This is a genomic window from Paenibacillus nanchangensis, from assembly GCF_046543445.1.
Lineage (GTDB): Bacteria > Bacillota > Bacilli > Paenibacillales > Paenibacillaceae > Paenibacillus_AQ > Paenibacillus_AQ nanchangensis.
This window is the reverse complement of sequence record NZ_JBHOFD010000004.1, coordinates 141,380-162,583: the sequence shown is the minus strand read 5'-3', so window position 1 is coordinate 162,583 and position 21,204 is coordinate 141,380. Positions and strand designations below refer to the sequence as shown.

General features: G+C 57.8%; 10 protein-coding genes. All 10 read left to right on the top strand.

Features of this window, described 5'->3' with window-relative positions:
* Positions 1–61: 61 nt before the first annotated feature.
* The 10 genes from ACE6ED_RS04360 (at position 62) to ACE6ED_RS04315 (ending at position 21,154) form a co-directional block, all read left to right on the top strand.
* On the top strand, positions 62–1,963 hold the full coding sequence (locus ACE6ED_RS04360; protein ID WP_410825752.1) for a DUF2961 domain-containing protein: 1,902 nt from the start codon (positions 62–64) through the stop codon (positions 1,961–1,963).
* 324 nt (positions 1,964–2,287) lie between these two features.
* Positions 2,288–3,754, top strand: a complete 1,467-nt coding sequence (locus ACE6ED_RS04355) for an apiosidase-like domain-containing protein (protein WP_410825750.1) — start codon at positions 2,288–2,290, stop codon at positions 3,752–3,754.
* Positions 3,739–5,355 carry a response regulator gene (locus tag ACE6ED_RS04350; RefSeq protein ID WP_410825749.1) on the top strand — a complete coding sequence of 539 codons (1,617 nt, stop codon included), beginning with the start codon at positions 3,739–3,741 and terminating at the stop codon, positions 5,353–5,355. The genes ACE6ED_RS04355 and ACE6ED_RS04350 overlap by 16 nt, the downstream gene beginning before the upstream one ends.
* Positions 5,328–7,157 carry a sensor histidine kinase gene (locus tag ACE6ED_RS04345; RefSeq protein ID WP_410825747.1) on the top strand — a complete coding sequence of 610 codons (1,830 nt, stop codon included), beginning with the start codon at positions 5,328–5,330 and terminating at the stop codon, positions 7,155–7,157. Before ACE6ED_RS04350 ends, ACE6ED_RS04345 begins: the two co-directional genes overlap by 28 nt.
* Before the next feature lie 237 nt (positions 7,158–7,394).
* The gene (locus ACE6ED_RS04340; protein ID WP_410825746.1) at positions 7,395–8,336 is read left to right on the top strand and encodes an ABC transporter permease; all 942 of its coding nucleotides are present in this window, start codon (positions 7,395–7,397) and stop codon (positions 8,334–8,336) included.
* Between the two features lie 21 nt (positions 8,337–8,357).
* On the top strand, positions 8,358–9,278 hold the full coding sequence (locus ACE6ED_RS04335) for a carbohydrate ABC transporter permease (RefSeq protein ID WP_410825745.1): 921 nt from the start codon (positions 8,358–8,360) through the stop codon (positions 9,276–9,278).
* A gap of 110 nt (positions 9,279–9,388) precedes the next feature.
* Positions 9,389–11,170 carry an extracellular solute-binding protein gene (locus ACE6ED_RS04330; RefSeq protein ID WP_410825744.1) on the top strand — a complete coding sequence of 594 codons (1,782 nt, stop codon included), beginning with the start codon at positions 9,389–9,391 and terminating at the stop codon, positions 11,168–11,170.
* A gap of 443 nt (positions 11,171–11,613) precedes the next feature.
* The gene (locus ACE6ED_RS04325) at positions 11,614–14,775 is read left to right on the top strand and encodes a beta-galactosidase (protein ID WP_410825856.1); all 3,162 of its coding nucleotides are present in this window, start codon (positions 11,614–11,616) and stop codon (positions 14,773–14,775) included.
* Between the two features lie 70 nt (positions 14,776–14,845).
* Complete coding sequence (locus ACE6ED_RS04320; RefSeq protein ID WP_410825742.1) at positions 14,846–18,127, top strand: family 78 glycoside hydrolase catalytic domain; 3,282 nt, start codon at positions 14,846–14,848, stop codon at positions 18,125–18,127.
* A 66-nt stretch (positions 18,128–18,193) separates the two neighbouring features.
* Positions 18,194–21,154 carry a glycoside hydrolase family 2 protein gene (locus ACE6ED_RS04315; protein WP_410825740.1) on the top strand — a complete coding sequence of 987 codons (2,961 nt, stop codon included), beginning with the start codon at positions 18,194–18,196 and terminating at the stop codon, positions 21,152–21,154.
* Positions 21,155–21,204 lie beyond the last annotated feature (50 nt).

Sequence of the window (21,204 nt, the reverse complement as noted above, 5' to 3'; positions counted from 1 at the left end):
TTAAAGACAATCCCGCACCGCCTAAGTTAAGCGCTATCAAATGCAGAGACGGAGGTTCAGTATGGATAAATTCGTTAATCCGCCAAAAGGGCTGCAAGGGATGGAGCGGTTTGATCTGCTGCCGCTGCTTCGGGACGGGGTTCAGGTCCGCTACGAAGGAAGTATCGACAAGCAGGGAAAAAATGCCGATTGGGACTGGTGGCTGTACCGTGAACGGGATGAATGGGTGATCTTCGATTGTGAGGGGCCGGGCTGTCTGTACCATTTCGTACAGCACCGTTATCCGGACAGCCCGGAACCGACGTTCCGGTTCTATTTCGACGGGGAAAAGGACCCGCGCCTGACGGTCAAACCGTCGGATTTCGGCGTCAAACCGCCGCTGGTCCGGCCGCTCGCCGATACCTACCTGGGCCCGGATGATCACGGGCGGGGGCCGATCCGGGTTATTCGCAGCTATGTGCCCATGCCGTTTACGAAATCGTGCCGGATTACTTCCGACATCCGGCTGAAAGGGGCGGCAAAAGGGGACGGAGGCTGGGGGCATGTAGTCTATCATACCTACAGCGAGCCGGGGGAGCTCGAAACGTATACGGGCGGTGAAGACTACACCCGGCTTAAGGCCATGTGGTCTTCCGCCGGCACCGATCCGAAGCCGGCGGCTTCGGAGCTGGCGGCAAAACACAGCACGCTTGTCGCCCGTCCGGGGGAGACGGTCGAATTGTTCCGCGGAAGCGGGCAGGGCAGCATCGCTGCCATTACCGCGGAGCCTGAAGCATTTACGCCTGGCGATCTGGCCAATGTCTGGATCCGGGCGGTATGGGACGGTCATGAACAGCCGGATGTATACTGCCCGATCGGCGTTTTTTTTGGCAACGAGCTGGGTCTCCATCCCGTAGGCGTACTGTCACATGGCATCCGGCCGGACGGAAAGTTTTACAACTATTTTCCCATGCCCTACTGGAAAAGCGCTGTCATTACGCTGGAGAACCGCGGCGAATCGGAAGCCGTATTCCGCGAGTGGGAAATCCGGCATACGGCGGAGCGGAATCCGCTGTATTGTGAGGGGGCGGCGGGGTACTTCCGCTCCTCAGACTACTATCACCGCCGGGCGACCGCCGGTTCCGACAGCCTTATCGGAAGGGTGTACGGACGGGGGCATATGGTAGCGGGGCACGTAACGGCCCATGCCCGGACGCCGGGCGTGATCAGCTGCGAAGGCGATGTGCGGGTCTATATTGACGGCTGCGCCACGCCGCAGGTCGAAAGCGACGGTTCGGAGAGCTGGGTCGGCTACGGCTGGGGTTTCCCGACACCGCCCGAAGTGAATCCGTCAAGCGCTTATGACGGGCTTCCCGATAATCCCTGGTCCATGGTCCGGCTGTGCAGCGGCGATGTTTATCCGTTCCGGCAGGAACTGGTTTTTGGCATCGAATCCGGGGAGTTCAACAATCAGTACCTCGAACATTCCGGGATCGTGTTTTATTACGGGATTGATGAACCGGGGCTGGAGCTGACCGATGAACTTGATATCGGTAATCCCGCCTCGGAAGGCATTCACAGCTACCGGACGGAAGGGGGCCGGGGATATTATACGCTTGAATCCGCCTATGAAGGCGACGGCGACCACCTGCTGATCCGGGACACCGGACATGAGACCGAGGGGATAAGCGAATTCATCGTATCGGTACGTCCCGGCAACCGCGGGGTCAGGCTCCGCAGGCGTTCGGACCAGATCACCGGCAGGCAGCGGGCCAACGTGTATGTTGACGGCGCGCTGGTTACCGAACGGAGCTGGTATTACCCTGACCGTAATCCGTATAAGCGGTGGCTGGAAAACGAATTCGACATCCCGGCCGCTTACACCGCCGGCAAACGCGAGCTGCAGATCAGGCTGGAATATGTGCAGGACGGTGAAACCCGGGTCTGGAACGAGTTCTATTACTGGGTGTATTCCACCCTGTAGGGAGGGGAGCGGCCGATGGCTCGGACCGGACTTGACCTGCTGGACCCCGGAGAACCGGGGTTTTTGCTTCAACCATGAGTATTTATTCGCCTTTGAAAAGGGCGCTGATAATTCGTAATCCCGCCCAGGCATTTTCTATATCCCGTATCTGAAGGAGGTTGTCCCATGACACAACCCGATCCTCAGCAACTATTGACCGCGATTCCCCCCATCGGCCGGCCCGGTGGCCCGACGAAGGCACCGCCCGCGAGTGCGCTAACCGGGGAAACTAATGATCCGATGCACGCACTACTCGCAAATGCGCCGACCGGGGAGTCTAATGATATGCCGCAAGTACCACCCGCGAGTCCCCAAACCGTGCAGCCCGGTGATCCGCCGCAAGCACCGGCTGCCAGCCAGCCGTCCCAAGCATCCGTCAATCCGCCGCGCATCCCCACCGAGCGCCCAGTGCCCCGGCAGCTCCCGCGGCTTCAGGTCTCGGAGAACCGCCGCATACTCGTTACGGAGGACGGAAAACCGTTTTTCTGGCTGGGCGATACCGCCTGGGAGCTGTTTCACCGTTTGACCCTGGAGGAGGCGGACGACTATCTCCATATCCGGGCGGAACAGCGGTTCAATGTCATTCAGGCGGTGCTGCTGGCCGAAATGGAGGGAGTTACGTCCGGGAATGCTTACGGCCGGCTGCCGCTGCTGCCCGGCGATGACGGCATGCCGGATCCGCTGTGTCCAGACCTGACGGGACCTTATTCCTATTGGGACCATGTCGATGCTGTCCTGGCGCTTGCCGGACAAAAGGGACTGTATGTGGCGCTGCTTCCTACCTGGGGTGACAAATTCAACCGGATGTGGGGAGAAGGACCGGAGATATTCACGCCGGAGCGGGCGCGGGCGTACGGGGAATGGCTGGGCAGACGGTACGCAGGCCACAGCCACCTGGTCTGGGTGCTTGGGGGCGACCGGCCATTGAGCACGGCCCGGCATTTTCAGATCATCGAAGGGATGGCGGAAGGACTGAAGGCCGGAGGGGCACGGCAGCTAATGACGTATCACCCGAAAGGCGCAGAGTCTTCCTCGTATCACCTGCACGATGCGCCGTGGCTCGATTTCAATATGATCCAGTCGGGCCATGGGGAGCGGGAGATCACAAATTACGAACGGGTGCGGGCGGATTATGAGCGGCTGCCGGTAAAACCGACGCTTGACGCCGAACCCTGCTATGAGGATATTCCAATCGCTTTTCGCGCGGAAAATGGGTATTTTGACGAAGCCGATGTCAGGCGGGCTGCTTATTATGCCGTCCTATCAGGAGCCTTCGGGCATACGTACGGGCATCACTCCGTCTGGCCGATGGCGGACGGGATGTACGCCTCCGCCGCGCTTAAAGAACCCGGCGACTTCATCATCATGTCCTGGCTCGAGGCGCTGCAGCGGCCGGGCGCCCGCCAGATGCGGCATCTCCGCACGCTGTTCGAGCCTTATTGGGGTTCAGGTCTTCGTCCCGCTCAGCAGATTATCGCCCGGAATCGGCCAGGGGCCAATTACATGGCGGCCGCCCAGACAGATACAACCGCTTTCATTTATTGCCCAAACGGCTTGTATGTGGATGCTGCGATGGGTTATATTGAGGGCGAGGAAGCCATTGTTGCCTGGTATTGTCCCCGGGAAGGCCGGGTCGTCCGGAAGGAACGGGCCGGGAATGCCGGAATCCAACGTTTCACCGCCCCGACGAGCGGCAGAGGCTGTGATTGGGTGCTGATTATGGAGGGGGCTGAAGCATGTACAAGGTCATGATCGTCGAGGACGAAATGCTGGTTCGCATTGGATTGAAGAACTCGGTGGAATGGGGCAAATTCGGGATGGAAGTAGCAGCCGATTTTTCGGACGGACTTGCGGCATGGGAGTACTATGAACGGGAGAAGCCCGACGTGGTCATTACCGACATCTGCATGCCCAAAATGGACGGGATGGAGCTGATCGCAAATATCCGCAAGGCCGAGAAGCATACCCGGATTGTAGTGCTGTCCTGCCTGGAAGAATTTGAGCTTGCCCGCAAAGCGCTGGCTCTGGACGTGTCCAGCTATATTTTGAAGCTGACAATGACGGAACAGGAGATTGAGGAAGTGCTGTACGGCATCCGGGACGAGCTGGAGAGCCAGGAGCGCAGCGCGGCGGCCCGGACGGATTCGGGAATGTCCGCTTCAAGTCTGGACCTGGTGAAAGAGAAGATGTTTAAGGATTTTCTGTTTTACAACATTTTTTCCGCTGAGGAATTCAGCCGGTTCGCCGCCCAAAGCGGTTTGCGGCTGACGCCGGTCCGTCTGGTTGCCTGCGTAATGGAGGTGGACCGGTACACGCAGCTGAAGGAACGGTTCAGGGACGACTACGGCCATCTGGTCAAAATGTCGCTGCTCAACATCCTGGACGAAATCATGTCCGTCCACAAGCGCGGTGAAGTGATCCAGATCAACGAGCGGCAGTATGCGCTCATCCTTCATTTCGGCGATTTTCTGTCCGAACAGAGTATCGTCCAGGAGACCGGGCGCATTCTCGGCGGCATCCAGGATGCGATCCACCTGTATTTCAACAGCTCGGTTTCATTCGGGGTCAGCGGCATCCGCGGCGGGTACGATGCACTGCCGAAGCTGTACGCCGAAGCACAGCGGGCGCTGGAGCGTAAATTCCTGACCGGCCCCGGCCAGCAGCACCGCGGCGACCAGCCGGCCGATAACGCTGGCGTCCAGTCGCGGATTGCGGCGCTGCGGGAATGCGAATTACTGCGGAAGCTGCTTTCGCCGGGCAAGCAGGCCGAGCTGGATGCCCTGTTGGACGGACTGGAACGCGTGATTACAGGAGACCGCAAAACGCTGGAAGTCCGGATTTTTCACTGCATGCAGTGGATTAATGCCCAGCTGTACCATGGGGGCGAAAACGAACGGCTGCTGGGAGCAGCCGAACAGCTGGAGCGCTGCGATACGCTTCCCGATATGCTGGACCAGCTGATCGGACATGCCGAGCAGTCCGCGGGCGAAATTAGCAACCGCTTACACCGGAGCGATGAAATTACCCGGGCGATTCAATATATTAAATTGCACTACACGGAAAATATCAGCCTGCAGATGGTCGCGGATTATGTGGGACTGAGCTTCAGTTATCTCAGCAACCTGTTCCGCAAGGAACTGAATATCTCCTATATTGATTACTTGAACCGTTACCGGATCGAAAGGGCCAAGGAGCTGCTGACCGAAACGCAGCTGAAATCGGCCGATATCGCTGTGCGGGTCGGATTTTCCCCGGAATATACCTATTTCAGCAAAGTATTCAAAAAAATCACGGGACGCAACCCGAACGAATACCGCAGGCAGAAATGGAACGAGCTGAAGAGGAAAGCATGAGGCGGCGCTTCGGATTCCATCAGCTCCGGACCCAACTGATCGTTTACATTATGATCATCAGCCTCGCCGTTCTGGCCGGGGCTTCTTATTTTATATTTTCCTTTATGCAGAACATGATCAAGGATCAGAACGAACGGCTGCTCTTTCAGCAGTTTCAGCAGCTGGACCATAACATCAGCAGCTTGTTCAGCGAAATCGGCCGGCTGTCGCTGATGTTTTTGCGGGACGATCATATTCAGCGGCTGCTCTACCGGATCTCCGAGAAGACCGAAGTGGAATTTCTGGAGTCCAAAAACGATGTCCAGAAAGTGATCGACGACTTTATCGTCAATTACAGCTATGTGGATTCCATCTATATCACCGCGGACAACCTTGGGGCCGTAGGCGGCAGCACCGACCGGACGCTCGTGTATTCCAAAGAGGAGTGGGAGCAGAGCTTTTTCACCTCGGAGCCGTTTCGGAGGACGCTGGAGCGGTATCCCGAGCTGATCATTTATTCCGGATTTAAAAAATCGTTTTTTAACCCTTATCTGACCGGAAACTACGACGGCCATCTGGTCAGTCTGATGCGCGGCACCAAAGCCATCTATGATCCAAATACCAGCGCCACGCTCATTTTTAATATCGACGAACGTTATCTCGCTTCCGTTTACGCCACTGCGCTGAACAAAGAAGAAGGGGACATGTACATCGTCGATGAAACCGGGCGGGTCGTCTCGGCAAGCGGCCCGGAGCGTGTCGGCTCGCGCAGCTCGTTTGTTCCGCCGCAGGAAGAGGAAGCCGTCTATGGGAGTTATTACGACCGTTCGGCAGACCGGAATGTGCAAATCGTATATTACAGGCTGCATGAAGCCGGATGGTATCTGCTGAAGGAAATTCCGCTCAGCCAGTACTCGGACCAGATTTATGCGGTGCAGCGGATGCTTGTTGCGGTGTTTTTGCTGAGCGTGCTCGTTATCTTTATCGTTTCTTATTTCTGGCTGCGCAAAATCATCAAGCCGCTGCATCTGCTGTCGCTGAAGCTGAAGGACATGAGCCGGGGCGAGCTCGGCGTAACGGTGGAGCATATCCCTAACAATGAGCTGGGCACGGTCATCCGCCGCTTTAACGAAATGTCGCTCAGCATGGTCGACTTGGTGGACAAGAACAACGAGATTCAGGAAAAAAAGAGAGAGCTGGAGATCGAGGCGCTGCAGTATCAGATCAACCCCCATTTTCTGTACAACACGCTGAATATGGTGCGCTGGATGGCCGTGATCGTCAAAGCGGACAACATCGTTCAGACGATCGTGGCGCTGGGCAACATTTTGCGTCCGGTCTTCTCCAGTAAAGACCCGATGTGTTCGCTGCGGGACGAGCTGTCCTATCTGGAAAATTACATCAAAATCATCAACATGCGGTTCAACAACGGCATCCGGTTCGAGATTGACGTCGGGGAGGATGCGCTGGACTGCCGGGTTCCGAGATTCATTCTCCAGCCGCTTGTGGAAAATTCCATCGCCTCCGGACGCCGCAAGGAAGCGTTTGATATCCACATCGGAATTCATGCTGCTGTACATGAAGGACAGCTGCGGTTAAGCGTAACCGACACGGGCCAAGGACTGCAGCCGGAAAGGCTGGAGGAGCTGAACCGGAAGCTCCAGCTCGGCGAAGCGCCGGAATCAACGGGCGGCAGCGGCGTTGGGCTGAACAACGTGAACAAGCGGATTCATTTGTATTTCGGGCCGGGCTACGGCATCCGGTTTGCGCCAAAAGAGACAGGGGCCGAGGTGGAGGTCACGCTGCCTGCGGTCCGCGAGTAATCACAGCCTTCAAGCCTACAGCCGAACCGGCACGTTGCTTGAAGGCTTTTTTCGTCCGGAAAGAAGTCCGGAAGAAAATTTTCTTCAATCTTACCGCAAAATCATTCAAGTCCGCCGGATGCCGGTCCGCCGTTTTTTTCAAGTGAATCCGAAGATCCTTCATTCAGCGGCCGATTCGTAAGCGCTATCATAAATACAGGAAGACAGAGACCAGAAACCGCGAAAAGGAGAACCGTTATGGAGTACACGTATACCGCCAAACGTCTGAAGACGGTGAAAAAAACCAAGCTGTACCGGAAAGACGGCGTTCATCTGCTCCTGCTGGCGCTGCCGTTTGTCGTATTTACGTTCGCTTTCAGCTATGTGCCGCTGTTCGGCTGGATTTACGCCTTTTTCGATTACAAGCCGGGCATTCCGCTGTCGCAATCAGCCTTCCTGGGGCTTGAGAATTTCCGCGGCATGTTCGATGATCCCCGGATGGGACCGGTGCTCGTCAATACGCTGGCGCTTAGTCTCTTGTCCATCGCGACCGCGCCGATTCCAATGCTGCTGGCCGTCATGATCTCGGAGGTCCGCTCCGGCTGGTTTAAACGGCTGGTTCAGACCGTGTCGACGCTGCCCAACTACATCAGCTGGATAATCGTTTTTTCGCTGGCGTTCAGCATGTTCAGCACCGAAGGAGCAGTCAACTCGATTATGATCAAAACCGGGATTGGCAGTCCGCCGGTTGATGTGCTGGGCAACTATGACCGGGTGTGGACCGTGCAGACGCTGCTGCTGCTGTGGAAATCGGTCGGCTGGAGCGCCATTATCTATCTGGCGGCAATCGTCAGCATCGACAGCGAGCAGTATGACGCGGCTAAGGTGGATGGAGCCGGCCGCCTCCGTTCCATTTGGCACATTACCATACCGAGCATTATGCCTACGTTTATTGTGCTGCTGCTGCTGTCGGTCAGCAACCTGATGTCGGCAGGGTTCGAGCAGTACCTGGTCTTCAGCAACGTGATGATCGCCGACCGGATTGAGGTGCTGGACCTGTACGTATACCGGCTGGGTCTGGTTACCGGGGATTATTCCTACTCGACGGCCGTTGGTATTTTCAAAACCGTGATCAGCGTGTTCCTGCTCTTCAGCGTCAACTTCCTGTCCAGGAAGTTCCGGGGCCAGGGCATTGTATAAACCGGGAAAGGAGACTGGACTATGAGCACATATGCCGGGGCGCGGGATCACCGCCGCTCCAAACGAATCGACTGGAAAGACCTGGCGTTCAGCGCCGTCAACTATCTGCTGCTGACCGTGCTGGTGATCGTAACGATTTACCCGTTTTACTACATTTTCATCTATTCCATCAGCGACCCGATCGAGGTGCAAAAAGGCGTGTATCTGTGGCCCGCAGGTTTTTCGCTGGAAGCCTACCAGGCGACCATACAGCTTCCGGGCATCGCCGATTCCGCGATTGTTACGGTCTCGCGTACCGTTTTGGGAACGCTGATCACGGTGTTCAGCTGTTCGTTTTTCGCCTATCTGATCACCAAAGAGGAAATGCCGTTCCGTAAATTCATTTACCGCTTTGTTCTGATCACCATGTATTTTAACGCAGGTTTTATCCCTTGGTATTTGACGATGAAAACGTACGGCCTGCAAAACAATTTTCTGCTCTATATTATTCCCACGGCTATTTCGGGTTTTAATATTATCCTGATCAAGACGTTTATCGAGCAGCTGCCGGCATCGCTTGAGGAATCCGCCAAAATCGACGGGGCCGGTTACTTCAAAATTTACACCCGCATCATTTTCCCGCTGTCCATGCCGATCATCGCGACCATTGCCGTGTTTTCGGCGGTTGGGCAGTGGAACACCTGGTTCGATAATTTTTTTCTGGTGGAGAATCCGAAGCTGCAGACGCTGCAGCTGGTGCTCTATAACTTCCTGAACCAGTCAAGCAACCTGTCGAATATGACGACAGAGCAGCTGTCCCGGGGCGATATGGTGCGGTCGCTAACGCCGCAATCCATCCGCATGACGATCACCATGATCGTGACGCTGCCGATTGTGCTGGTGTATCCGATGCTGCAGCGGTATTTTGTCAAAGGCATCATGATGGGTGCGGTCAAAGGCTAGCCAGACGAGCCGCATTGCGCGGCTTGAGGCGGCTTGCCAGAGCTCAATTTCGGATTATCCGGCCCAGGCGCCGATAATTGATAGATCCATTATCAGGGAGGGGTTAAGGAATGAGGCAGACAAGAAAATCGTTCCACTTTTTGATCGTAATGCTGATGGTCGTCACCCTGGCACTCACGGCTTGCTCCGGCGGCAACGGTTCGGGCAACTCGGCAGCGGGTACGCCGGCGGGTACAGGCAGTCCCAAGGCCGGGGAAGCGACAGCCGGAACGGGAGCGGACAGCGGGGAACCTATAACCCTTCGCCTGCTGATTATGGAGACGGGTTCGAAGTGGAATACGCACAAGGACAGCGAAGTCGTCAAAGCGATTGCCGAAAAAGTCGGGGTTAACATCGAATATGTGGAGGCGGACGAAAACAAATTTAACGTGCTGCTGGCCGGCGGCGATCTCCCGGACATTGTCCGGACGGACGTCAATAAATTCCAGAAGCAGCTGATCGAGGGTAACCTGATCATTCCGATGGACGATTTGCTGACCGAATACGGAAAAGACATCTCCGCCAACATCAATACGGTTGTCGATTACAGCCGGAAGAACTGGAGCAACGGCACCGGCAAGCTGTATTTCCTTCCGCCGCAGGTTCAGTCGAAGCCGGGCACCAGCATTTCACCGATTACGATCGGGCCGACGATCCGCTGGGACTGGTATAAAGAGATCGGCGCGCCGGAAATCAACACCATGGACGATCTGCTTGACGTAGTCGCTCAAATTGTCGAAAAGCATCCGACGACGGATGACGGCAAAAAAGTGTATGGCGTCTCCATGTGGCAGGATTGGGGGCTGTGGCCGTATGTGATTCCGCCGCTGACGTTCACCAAGCTTAGCGCAGCATCCAGCGATTTAACGGCTGCTGCGGTCGGCGGACATGAATTCATCAGCACGCTGACGGACGAAAGCTCCAATTTCTGGGTAGCCATGGATTACTACAACAAAGCGCACCGCAGAGGACTGCTGGACCCCGATTCGCTGACGATGAAAAATAATGACTACATGGCCAAGGCCACAGCGGGCCAAATTGTGGTCGGTCCCGCAACCTGGGCGATGGGCGATTTCAATTCGCAGCACGCGGGCGACGGCAAAGGGTATCTTGTAGTGCCCGCCGGCAAGCTGGCGTGGACGGGAGCCGTGAATCCGATCGGCTGGCAGGATAAGGCTTACGCGATTTCCAAGAGCTCCAAGCATCCCGAAAAAGCGATGCAGTTCCTGAACTATATTTTCTCTTATGAAGGTGCAAGAACGATGTACAACGGTGTGGAAGGCAAGCACTGGAACATGGTGGACGGCAAACCGGTATTGACGGAAGAGACGCTGGCGCTGAAAGCTGCGGGCGGGGCGCCGTTTGAAGCGACAGGCATGTCGCTCGACCGGAATATCATTGGTTTGGGCGGTGACATGATCAACCCGAACGACAAGCAGCCGGTGGATCTGTTTACGTCGGAAGAAGCGCTGGCGAAGGCAGCTACGCCGCTTGAAAAAGATTTTGCGGAATTCTACGGCGCGTCGTATTCGGGTCAGGTGTTCCAGAAGCAGATTGAAGCAGGCAAACTGGACACCTTCACCACCTGGATGAACGGCATGTCCGACGAGGAGATCATCAAGCGCAACACCGTGCCTGGCGTAACGCTGCCGGAAGACCGCAAGAAGCAGGAGGCCGAGTTGAAGGAGCTGGCGGCCCGCGAAGCGGCCAAGATTATCCTTTCCAAGGACGAAGCGGCTTTTGCCAAAAACAAACAAATTGCGCTGGAAGCCTTCAAAAAAGCCGGTGCGGAGGAATTCACCGAGTTCTACAACCAGGAAGTCACGCGGATTAGACAGGAGCATGGGCTGTAAGGAGTATTGCAGGTAGAGCGGACAGTCAGGAAGGCGGCTGTAAGGAGTATGACAGGGGCTGGCCCAAAAGGCATGCAAATGACTTGTGGACCACCCCTTTTTTTTCAGGGTTGCATTGGCAGGGTGCCCGGGTTTAACGTACCTAGTTTGGCGGTTGCCGATTGACCGCCTGAATAATCAATGAAGTTTATGCAGGCACCAGTAAGTGCAGAGAGGACGGATAGATGATGACTCGGCCGGCACATAGTCGGGAGCAGGACGCCGCGGAACAGAAGAACCTTAAGAACCTAGAATGGGAACAGAACGCTGAACACGGACAGAACTTTCCGGAACAGAACTCAGAAGGCGGACAGTACCCTCCGGAACAGGAACATAACTCAGAACGGAAACAGAACTATCCGGAACATGGTCCTTCGGACTGCAAAAGTACACAGCACATGAATATGAACCGCTCCCAACAAAACTGCAGGAAGCCCCGGGTGCTGATTTTTTATGATAAAAAGTTTCCGACGTCGGCGGACATGGATGCGGATGTAGGAACGCTCGGGCGGATTGGCGACGTTGTGGATGCGGATGGCCTGGCGGAAGCTCTACGCTCCGGTGTATACGATGTGCTGGCGGCGCTGCACATGCCGTATTTTCCCAAAGTGGCTTGGCTGCCGCTGTTGGAACATTTGCGCGGCGGCAAAGGGCTGGTATCCGTCGGCGGTGCCCCGTTCAAGCGTCCGGCTGTCCGGGCGGAAAATGGCTGCTGGCGCGCCGAGCTGCCCCAAGTTGCTTACCATCGGACGATTCATATCCATGAGGCGCTCCCCGTCGACGGCAGCCCGGTCACCGGACACCGTGCCAGTGAAGAAGTGACGCTGTTCGAGGGATACGAGGATCTGTTCGCTCCAGCGGATACCTGGAACCTTGTTCCCCACGTTACCCGTGCAAGCGATCACCCAGGGGAAAACGGGTCGGCCGGGCCGATGGACACACGAATTTACGCGCTGTTAAAGGGCGTATCGCCAGACGGAAGGGAGACAGCCGCGCCTGCGGTGCTGTGGGAGCATGACGGCGGTGATTACCAAGGAGGCCGGTGGATCTTTGTCAGCCGGCCGCCGGGGGAACTCCTCCGCTCTGCCCGGGGACTGGAGCTGTTCCAACACCTTGCCGGATTCTGCGCGCAGGGTGTCACCCGGCTGTGGGTGAAGCCAAACTATGCCGCCTACGAGCCGGGTGAACAGGCGATGCTGACGCTGCAGGCGCAGCGGCTGGCCGCATACCCCGCTCCGCAGCCGCAGGAAAAATGGACGTTCACCCTTACACTTCGGGATGCGCAGGAACGTGCCGTCTGGGCTGGAGAAGCAGAGCTTGCGGAGTCCCCGGAACTCCAGCTGCATCGTCTGATTATTCCGGTGCCGATTGAGCCGGGACTGTACACGTTAACCTGTCAGGCCGAATCCCGAAGCGGGGAGGCAAGACTACTTGTGCAGGGCTTCTGGGGGATGGACCGTCCGCTGCTGTGCGAAGGAAGTCCTGTCGCGGCGGGCCGTGATTATTTTGTAAAAGACGGACGTCCGCTGCCTGTAGTGGGCATGACCTATATGACCTCCGATGTGGCGCGCAAATTTCTGTTTCTCCCGAACGCGTCGCTGTGGGACCGGGATATGGCCCGCATGCGCCGCGCGGGTATTAACTGGATCCGGACCGGGATCTGGACTGCTTACCGCGGCATCATGCAGGTGGACGGCCACGCATCCGAGGAAGTGCTGCGGGCAGTCGATGCGTTCATGCTGACAGCGAAGCGCCATGGTCTGCAGGTGACTTTTACGTTTTTTTCTTTTACACCAGAGTTGTGGGAAGGCGTCAATCCTTACCTCGATCCGCGCAGCCGGGAAGCGCAAAAACGGTTTATCCGGTCCATCGTCTCCCGCCATCGGGATTCCACCCATGTGGACTGGGACCTGATAAATGAGCCGTCTATGTTTGATCCGGAGCGGATTTTCTCTGACGGGCCGCGTTCGGCTGGAGACCGGTATGAGCGGGAAGCGTTCCGGATATGGCTTGAAGAGCGTCATGGGACAGCTGAATGCTGGCAGGAGCGCTGGGGAATGACGCCGGAACAGCTGCCCGGTTTCAGCGAAGCCGGTCTGCCGAGTCCGGATGACATTAATTTTGATATCCATGACATGAAAAAAGGAAAGCAGGGCACGCACTGGCTGGATTATGTGCTGTTTTCTATGGAAATGCATAACCGGTGGGCCGCGGAACTGCGCGAAACGATCAAGGACCTGTGTCCCGGTCATTTAGTGACCGTAGGCCAGGATGAGGGGCTGGGCGCCAAACGGCCTTCGCCGCTGTTTTATGAACAAGCGGTCGATTACACCACGGTACATACCTGGTGGCTGAACGATCATTTAATTTGGGATGGTGTTTTTGCGAAAACTCCTGCCAAACCGAATTTGATCCAGGAAACCGGCATCATGTACCTGGAGAATGCAGACGGGCGAGCTAAAAGGTCGGAAAACGAGCTTCGGGCGCTGCTGGAGCGGAAATATGCGTATGCCTTTGCGACCGGCGGGGCGGGAGCGATTCATTGGATCTGGAATACCAATTTTTATATGAACAATGCCAATGAGTCGCATATCGGCGCACTCCGTGCGGACGGGACGGAAAAGCCGGAAGCGGAAGTGTCTTATGCCTTCGGATCGTTTATGGAAAAAATCCGCGATCTGTTTGAAGGGCGGAAGCTGGAGGATATAGCCGTCGTCTACCCGTACTCGAATGATTTTTCCAACCGCAGTATGGCTTTTGATGCAACAACAAGGGCCTCGCGGGTGCTGTCTTACGGCCTGAAGCTGCCGTTCCGGGCGGCCGGGGAGTACAACGTCGGGGCGCTGGAATCCGCACCTCCCAAGCTGCTGATTTTGCCGAGCGCCCATAACTTTGATGACGAGGCGTTTGATGAACTGCTTAGGTTTGTGCAGACCTATGGAACAACGCTGCTCGTTACCGGGCCGCTGACGCTGAATGCCTACTGGCAGCCCTCCTCCCGGCTTAAGGGAGTTGTGCAGACGGCTGAGCCGGCGAATGTCCGGCGGGAAGAAACGCTGTGGATTGGCGGGGAGCAGCTCCCGGTTTCATTCGGCGGGTCCAGGATCGCCCAGGTTCTGAAGCAGGGGGCTGCGGGAGGCGGACCGGACCGCCTGATGGAGTTTGCGCTCGGAGCCGGGCGGCTGCTTTGGTGTCCGCTTCCCGTGGAGCTGAGCGACCGGCCGGACACGGTGGCGAAGCTGTATGCCTATGCGGCGGAGCGGGCGGGCTGCGAAAGCGGATTGAAGTGGAAGCGCGGCGGAGAGCTGCCCGGTATATACGGGCGGCGCTTGTCCTACGCTGCGGGTTCTCTCTGTATCTTTGTGTCCGAAATGTCGGAGGACGCGGAGATCGAAGCGGCCGACCCGGATAGCGGCGCGGAATACAGTTTCCGGATTTCCGCCGAGACGGCTGTGTTGTTCGCTGCGGACCGCACCGGCCGCATAACGGCCGTGTACCGGCCAGAGGAGCAGGAGATCCGGGCTGTTTTGCCTGGCGGTTTGGAGGAAAGGGCGCGGCAACGGTAGCGGGGAATGTAATTATCTGACGAAAAAGCAGATGGTGTGCTCCAGCCGAGCGCGGCAAAGGAGGGAGAGCATGACGGAAAAAGCGGACAACGCAATCCGTACAGAGGAACCGCAGGAGCAAACGGGACAGGGGATATGGAAAGCACACTGGATATGGGGAGACGGCGAAGCTTTGCCCCGGAATGAATGGCGCTGTTTTTTGAAAAAGATGGAGCTGCCCGACTGGCCGGGCGGCGAAGCCGAACTTTCCATTACAGCAGACGCCAGATATGTGTTGTATCTGAACGGCGTCCTGGTGGGCAGGGGACCCGGCCGCAGCTGGCCGTTCGAGCAGTGTTACGAGGTGTATGAGGTTGGCCATCTGCTTCAGCAGGGCGTCAATACGATCGCCGTCCTGGTCATCAGCTTCGGCGTCGCTACCTTCGCCTATATCCCGGGCAGAGGCGGGCTGCTCGCGCAGCTGGAAGCAGTACAGCCTAACGCCGGTGCCGGTATTCCGGAGAGCCGGCATACGCAGTGCACCGCGGAGTACGCGGAGTCGCTGGATGCCCCGGAGTCCCCGGATGTCTCAGAGTGCTCGGAGTCCCTGGAGTCTCCGGAGTCCCTGGATGTATCGGAGTCTCCGGATACCCTGGATACCCTGGATACCCTCAAGTCCCCGGATGCCCCAAGTGTCCCCGCTGTCAGTGACCCAGCGGGTTCACAGGCGGCTCCGGATGAAATGCAGCCGGCGGTCACGGACCGAAAGCTGCTGGCTGCGACGGATGGAAGCTGGCTGACCGCGGTTCATGCGGGTTACGCCAGGCAGGCTCCACGTATGTCGTGCCAGCTCGGCTACGCCGAACAGGTGGACGGACGGCGATGGGACACCGGCTGGATGCTGGGGCAGCAGGTCCGGACTGCGGGCCGCGGCGGAGCAGAATGGCAGCCTGCACGCATGATCGGCCGCCCAGGAGTTGCGCCGTGGACGACGCTTAGACGAAGCGGCATCCCCCAACTGACGGAGGAAACGGTTTGGCCTTCGCGTGTCGAGTCGCTGCGCACCGTTATCCCGCCGGCGATTACCGGCTTCCTGGACGTAAGGGGGGCGATGGACCCGGCTATCCGGGAGCATGCGAACCCCGTTTCGTTTGCCGCGGCGGCGGCAACCCTTATTCAAGCGCCCGCCGAAACAACGGCGGTGCTCCGCTTCGTCAGTCCTTTTCCCGCCTTGCGGGGAATCGTTCTGAACGGGATCCGGTACCCCGCCAAAGAAATGGCGGGAGAAGCTCCGGTCAAAGAGCAGCGGCTCCAGCTTAAGCAAGGGGATAACTTCCTGCTGCTGGAGCTGGCGGGAACCGATCATGGCGGAGGCCTGCATTACGCTTTGGATTGTGCCGAGCCGCTGGTTTTTGTTTCGCCGCTGCCCGGAGAGGGAGAGGAGCAGCGCTGCCCTTATGCGCTGATCGGCCCGTTTTTTGTCCGGGAGCGGATTGACCATCAGCCGGATGGCGGTTCGTTTTCCGCCTACGAGGGGTTTGGCGGTTCCAAAGCGTTGGACGCAGGCGCTTTTCCGGATTACGCGGGCTATGTGCGGTGCCTGAGCGCTGCTTCAATTTCCGGGCTGCTGTCCGCCGGCACGCCGGTTCAACCTTTTCTCACCGACTGTTATGCGCCTGTATCCGTATTTGCGGCATGCGTGAGCGCAGCCCCCGGCTCCAGGCTGCCGGTACCGCCGAAGCTGCAGCAAGCAGTAGCCGCAAACGCGGTGCCGGGAATCGTGCCCGTGTTTGCTGACGGAGATACTGAGCTGATTATAGATTTTGGCAAAGAACGGTCGGGTTACCTGCGCTTTGAAGTCCATGCGCCGGAAGGCGCGGTGATTGACGCCTACGGATTTGAGCATCTGGAAAACGGGATCCGGCAGGATACGTTTGGGCTGGACAATACGCTCCGCTACATTTGCCGGGAGGGCAGACAAACCTACGTCTCCCTGGTCCGCCGCGGTTTTCGTTATTTGATGCTGACGGTTCGGGGGGCCTCGCGCCCGCTTAGACTGTACGGAGTACAGGTGCTGCAAAGCCACTATCCGGTGGCGGAGACCGGTTCGTTCCGGTCATCGGATTCGCTGCTGAATGAAATCTGGGAAATCAGCAGGCATACGACTCGTCTGTGCATGGAGGATACATTTGTCGATTGTCCCGCTTATGAGCAGGTGTTCTGGGTCGGCGACAGCCGCAACGAAGCGCTTGTTTGTTATTATTTGTTCGGCGCGGAGGAATTGGTGGAACGCTGCCTGAGACTGGTCCCGGGCTCCGCGGCGTTAACGCCGCTGTATGCGGATCAGGTGCCAAGCGGGTGGAACAGCGTCATCCCGAACTGGACGTTTTTCTGGGTCACTGCCTGTCTCGAATATGTGCGCCGGACCGGAAATTGGGAGTTTGCAAAAGACCTATGGCCCCAGGTGAAGCTGACGCTTGATCATTACCTGCGTCATATCGACGAGCGCGGGCTGCTGCATATCCACAGCTGGAATCTGCTCGACTGGGCGCCGCTCGACCAGCCGAATGACGGTGTCGTCACGCATCAGAATGCCGTGTTGGTCCGATCGTTATCCGACGCCGCAGAGCTGGCGGAACGGGCCGGAAAGCAGGAGGAGGCCGGGATTTACCGCAGCCAGTCGAAACGGCTGGCGGAGAACATCAACCTCCATCTTTGGAGTGAACAACACCATGCTTATATCGACTGTATTCATGCGGACGGCCGCCGGTCGGAAACGATCAGTATGCAGACGCAGGTGATGGCCCTGCTTTGCGGGGTGGCCGAGGGCGGACGAAAAGCCGCCATCCGGGGATACTTGACGAATCCACTGGCGGAATTTGTCGGAATTGGGAGCCCGTTTATGTCTTTCTTTTATTATGAAGCGCTGGCCGGAATGGGAGAATACAGGCTTATGCTGGAGGATATGCGGCGGAATTATGGAGCCATGCTGCGCCATGGGGCAACTGCCTGCTGGGAAATGTATCCCATGTACGGTGAAAACCGGCCGAACCCGAAACTTCTTACCCGCAGCCACTGTCACGCCTGGTCCGCTGCTCCCGGTTATTCGCTTGGCGCATGGGTGCTGGGCATCCGCCCGCTCAGTGACGGGTGGACAGCTGTGCGCGTCGCTCCCCAGCCCGGGGACCTGCGCTGGGCGAGAGGTTCGGTGCCTCTGCCGTCCGGGGGGAACATTGATGCGGCTTGGGAAATTACCGGTGATTCGTCCGACCCTGTGTTTCGGTTGGAGGTCCGTGCGCCAGAGACCGTCCAGATTGAGCTGGCGGCCCCGGAAGGCTATCGTGCTGAACTTATTCTTTTGCCGTGGGAGTAGCGGTGCACAGGAGATTTATTCATCAGATGCCAAATATCCGCAGCATACAGAACAAGGAGGGTTTCTATGGCAAAAATCGGCTGGAGCTCTAACGCGGAAGGCGTCAACTATCTAGATGAGATTCAGGATGAAGCCTATGAACGTTCCTCGCTGCATGGGGACGCATGGGTAGAGACGGAAGCACAGAGGCCTGTCAGGGAGGTCTCTGCTGAACAGGTTATTTCATATAACAACGAATATATTTGCTTAGATCAAAGCGATACTCTTTTCTTATCGGGTGTCTGGAAAATGAAAGGCTGCCCCCCTTCGGATCCCGGCGATCCGCCGCCGGCTACCGGGTGGTTCGGCCGCAAGGCCTCCGCAAGTCCGGGGATGGAAGGCCGATGGTATGCCGAGGGAACCGACCGCAGCGGATGGGATGAAGTCCGGGTGCCGACCACGGTGCAGCATGCGCTTGTCCAGCTTGGGCGGCTTCCCGATCCCTATTGGGATACCAATACACTGGATGAACTGGAGCTTTTCGGCGCACCTCAGGAGACACCCGTCTGGTTTCGCAGAACCCGGGCAGAGTGTCAGGAATGGTGGTTCGCCACGGCATTTACGCTGCCCGGCCGCTGGCAGGGCCGGAAGCTGACGCTGCGCTTCGGCGGAATCGATTATGCCGCTACCGTATTTGTAAACGGCTGCTCACTCGGTCACCATGCCGGGATGTTCGGCGGACCCGATCTCGACATCAGCGGACTTGCGAAATACGGCCAGCCCAATGAACTGGTAGTACGGCTGGACCCGGCTCCGCAGTCCTGGAACGGGATACTGAAAGGCAGTCCAGGCTTCGGCTGGCATTACGGGCATCTCATTTCGCTGGGTATCTGGAGAGAGGTATGGATTGAAGCCGAGCCTGATCTAAAGGCAGCCGATCCTTATGTAGTTACCCGGTCTATTTCGCCGGACGAAGCGCTGCTTCAGATTGAATATTCGGTGGTCAGTCTGCTGCCGGACCCCGTGCGGGTCAGCGTGGAAGGTGAAATCCGCTTAATGGCTCCACCGGCATCGGCATCGGTATCGGCATCTCCAGGGAATGGGGAATTCGCTGAGGACAGCCATCCGCTCCGATTCAGGTGCAGCGCCGAGGCCTCTTACGGGGCCAACCGGTTTCGGACTGAAGTAACTGTACCGAACCCCGCGCTCTGGTGGCCCGCCGGTTATGGCGGACAGCCGCTGTATGAGCTGGTTTTGACCCTTTTGTCTGGGCAGTCCGAACAGGAAGGCGGGGTTAGTACGGTATTCGGTATCCGCACGCTGGAGATGCGGCCTGCAGCCGAAGCGCGGCCGGAGACGGATTACCGCTGGCAGTTTGTCGTCAACGGTGTCCCCCTGTTCATCAAAGGGGCCAACTGGTGCTGGCCCGATCCGATGCTGCAGCAGGACCCTGCGCTGTATGAACGGATGCTGGAACTCGCCCGCCGGGGAAATGTGCAGATGCTGCGCGCCTGGGGCGGCGGCCTGATCGAAGGCCAGGAATTTTATCGGCTGTGTGATGCCAAAGGAATTATGGTCTATCAGGAATTCCCGCTCTGCTGGGGGCCACCCGATGCCCCTTACACGGATCTTGGCGTACTGGACCGGCAGGTGAGCCGTACGGTTAAACAGCTCCGCAACCACCCCTCGCTTGTCATGTGGGGCGGCGGTAACGAAAACGGAGAGCACGGGGGGGCCGATGAAGGCTTGTTTCTGGTTGGCCGCCGCTGCCGCGGCCTGGATCCTTCCCGGCCGTTCCACCGGACCGATCCGTGGGGCGGGAGCGTTCATAACTGGAATGTCTACCACGGAGGCGAGCCGCTGGACGCGGCGGTGCTCGCCATGCCGTCCGTGTTTTACGGAGAATACGGGATTCCAAGCATGCCCGGAACGTCCAGCATCAGGCGTTTCTTGCCTGAAAAGGCGTTGTCCGACTATCCGCCGTCCGAGACGAGCCGGGGATGGCTGTCGCATTTCCACCAGTTCGGGCTAAAGGACATTATCAAAGTGATGCGTTACGGCGCTTATGGGCCGATCCGTTCCTGGGAGGATTACATTCTGTATTCCCAGATTGCGCAAGGAGAGGCGATCCGGCTTGTCGCCGACCGGCAGCGGGCCGGGACGGGAAGCGAGAGGACAGGGTTCTGGTACTACAAGTTTACGGACCTGTTCCCCGGCCACTCTTGGGCGGTAGTCGATTTTTACGGGACGCCGAAGCTGTCTTATTATTTGGCGGCGCAGGCTTGTAAGTCGGATTATGCGTTTGCCTTGTTTGAACGCGCGGACAGCTGGAAAACGGGGGAGCACTTTTCCGCCGATTTGATGGCCGTCAGCGATACCCGGGAGGGACTGTCCGGGGGATCGCTGGATGCCGCATTGTACGGCGCTGACTTAAAAAAACTGTGGTCCAAAACATACGAAGGCCTGGAACTGCCGGGAGGGCAGGCCCTACTGGTGGACCGTGTTACACAGCAGCTTCCGCCGGGAACGTCGGACCGGCCTTTTGTGCTGGCGACAGCTCTCCGTGCGAGGGACGGCCGGCTGTTATCCGAACAATGGTATGCGTTTAACGCCCGTGCCAAGACGCCGGAGCTGTTGGAGTTCGAGCGCAGCCATAGGCAGGAAGCCAACGAGTACACCGGAGACGAAGCGGCCAAGGCGTTTCAGCTGTATGCCGGTCTCCCGGGGGCCCCGCTGCGCGCCCTGCCGCAGGCTGAACTGGAATGCACGCTGGAAGTCCGGGGGCAAACAGGGACGCTGCTTGTCCGGAACACGGGCGAGGTGCCGGCACTTTTTGTCACCATTAAAGGGTTTCCCGAAGATTGGGGCAGTTATCTGGACGATAACGGCTTTGGACTCCGCCCGGGAGATGAAAAGGAAATCAGCTGGGAATCCGCCAACAAGACCGGCTGGCTTAGCTGTCTTGAAGTCAGTGCGTGGAATGCCGCATCCGTACAGCCTGCCGTAAGCGGCGGCAACCGCAGCATCGGACCGGACTGTGTAAATTGAGGCATGGAGCCGGAACGCGGGGAACCGCAGACAAAGGAGGGAAAATATCG

Coding starts and splice junctions, on each gene's coding strand:
- ACE6ED_RS04360 (WP_410825752.1), top strand. CDS start 62: ATGGATAAATTCGTTAATCCGCCAAAAGGGCTGCAAGGGATGGAGCGG.
- ACE6ED_RS04355 (WP_410825750.1), top strand. CDS start 2,288: ATGCCGCAAGTACCACCCGCGAGTCCCCAAACCGTGCAGCCCGGTGAT.
- ACE6ED_RS04350 (WP_410825749.1), top strand. CDS start 3,739: ATGTACAAGGTCATGATCGTCGAGGACGAAATGCTGGTTCGCATTGGA.
- ACE6ED_RS04345 (WP_410825747.1), top strand. CDS start 5,328: ATGGAACGAGCTGAAGAGGAAAGCATGAGGCGGCGCTTCGGATTCCAT.
- ACE6ED_RS04340 (WP_410825746.1), top strand. CDS start 7,395: ATGGAGTACACGTATACCGCCAAACGTCTGAAGACGGTGAAAAAAACC.
- ACE6ED_RS04335 (WP_410825745.1), top strand. CDS start 8,358: ATGAGCACATATGCCGGGGCGCGGGATCACCGCCGCTCCAAACGAATC.
- ACE6ED_RS04330 (WP_410825744.1), top strand. CDS start 9,389: ATGAGGCAGACAAGAAAATCGTTCCACTTTTTGATCGTAATGCTGATG.
- ACE6ED_RS04325 (WP_410825856.1), top strand. CDS start 11,614: ATGAACCGCTCCCAACAAAACTGCAGGAAGCCCCGGGTGCTGATTTTT.
- ACE6ED_RS04320 (WP_410825742.1), top strand. CDS start 14,846: ATGACGGAAAAAGCGGACAACGCAATCCGTACAGAGGAACCGCAGGAG.
- ACE6ED_RS04315 (WP_410825740.1), top strand. CDS start 18,194: ATGGCAAAAATCGGCTGGAGCTCTAACGCGGAAGGCGTCAACTATCTA.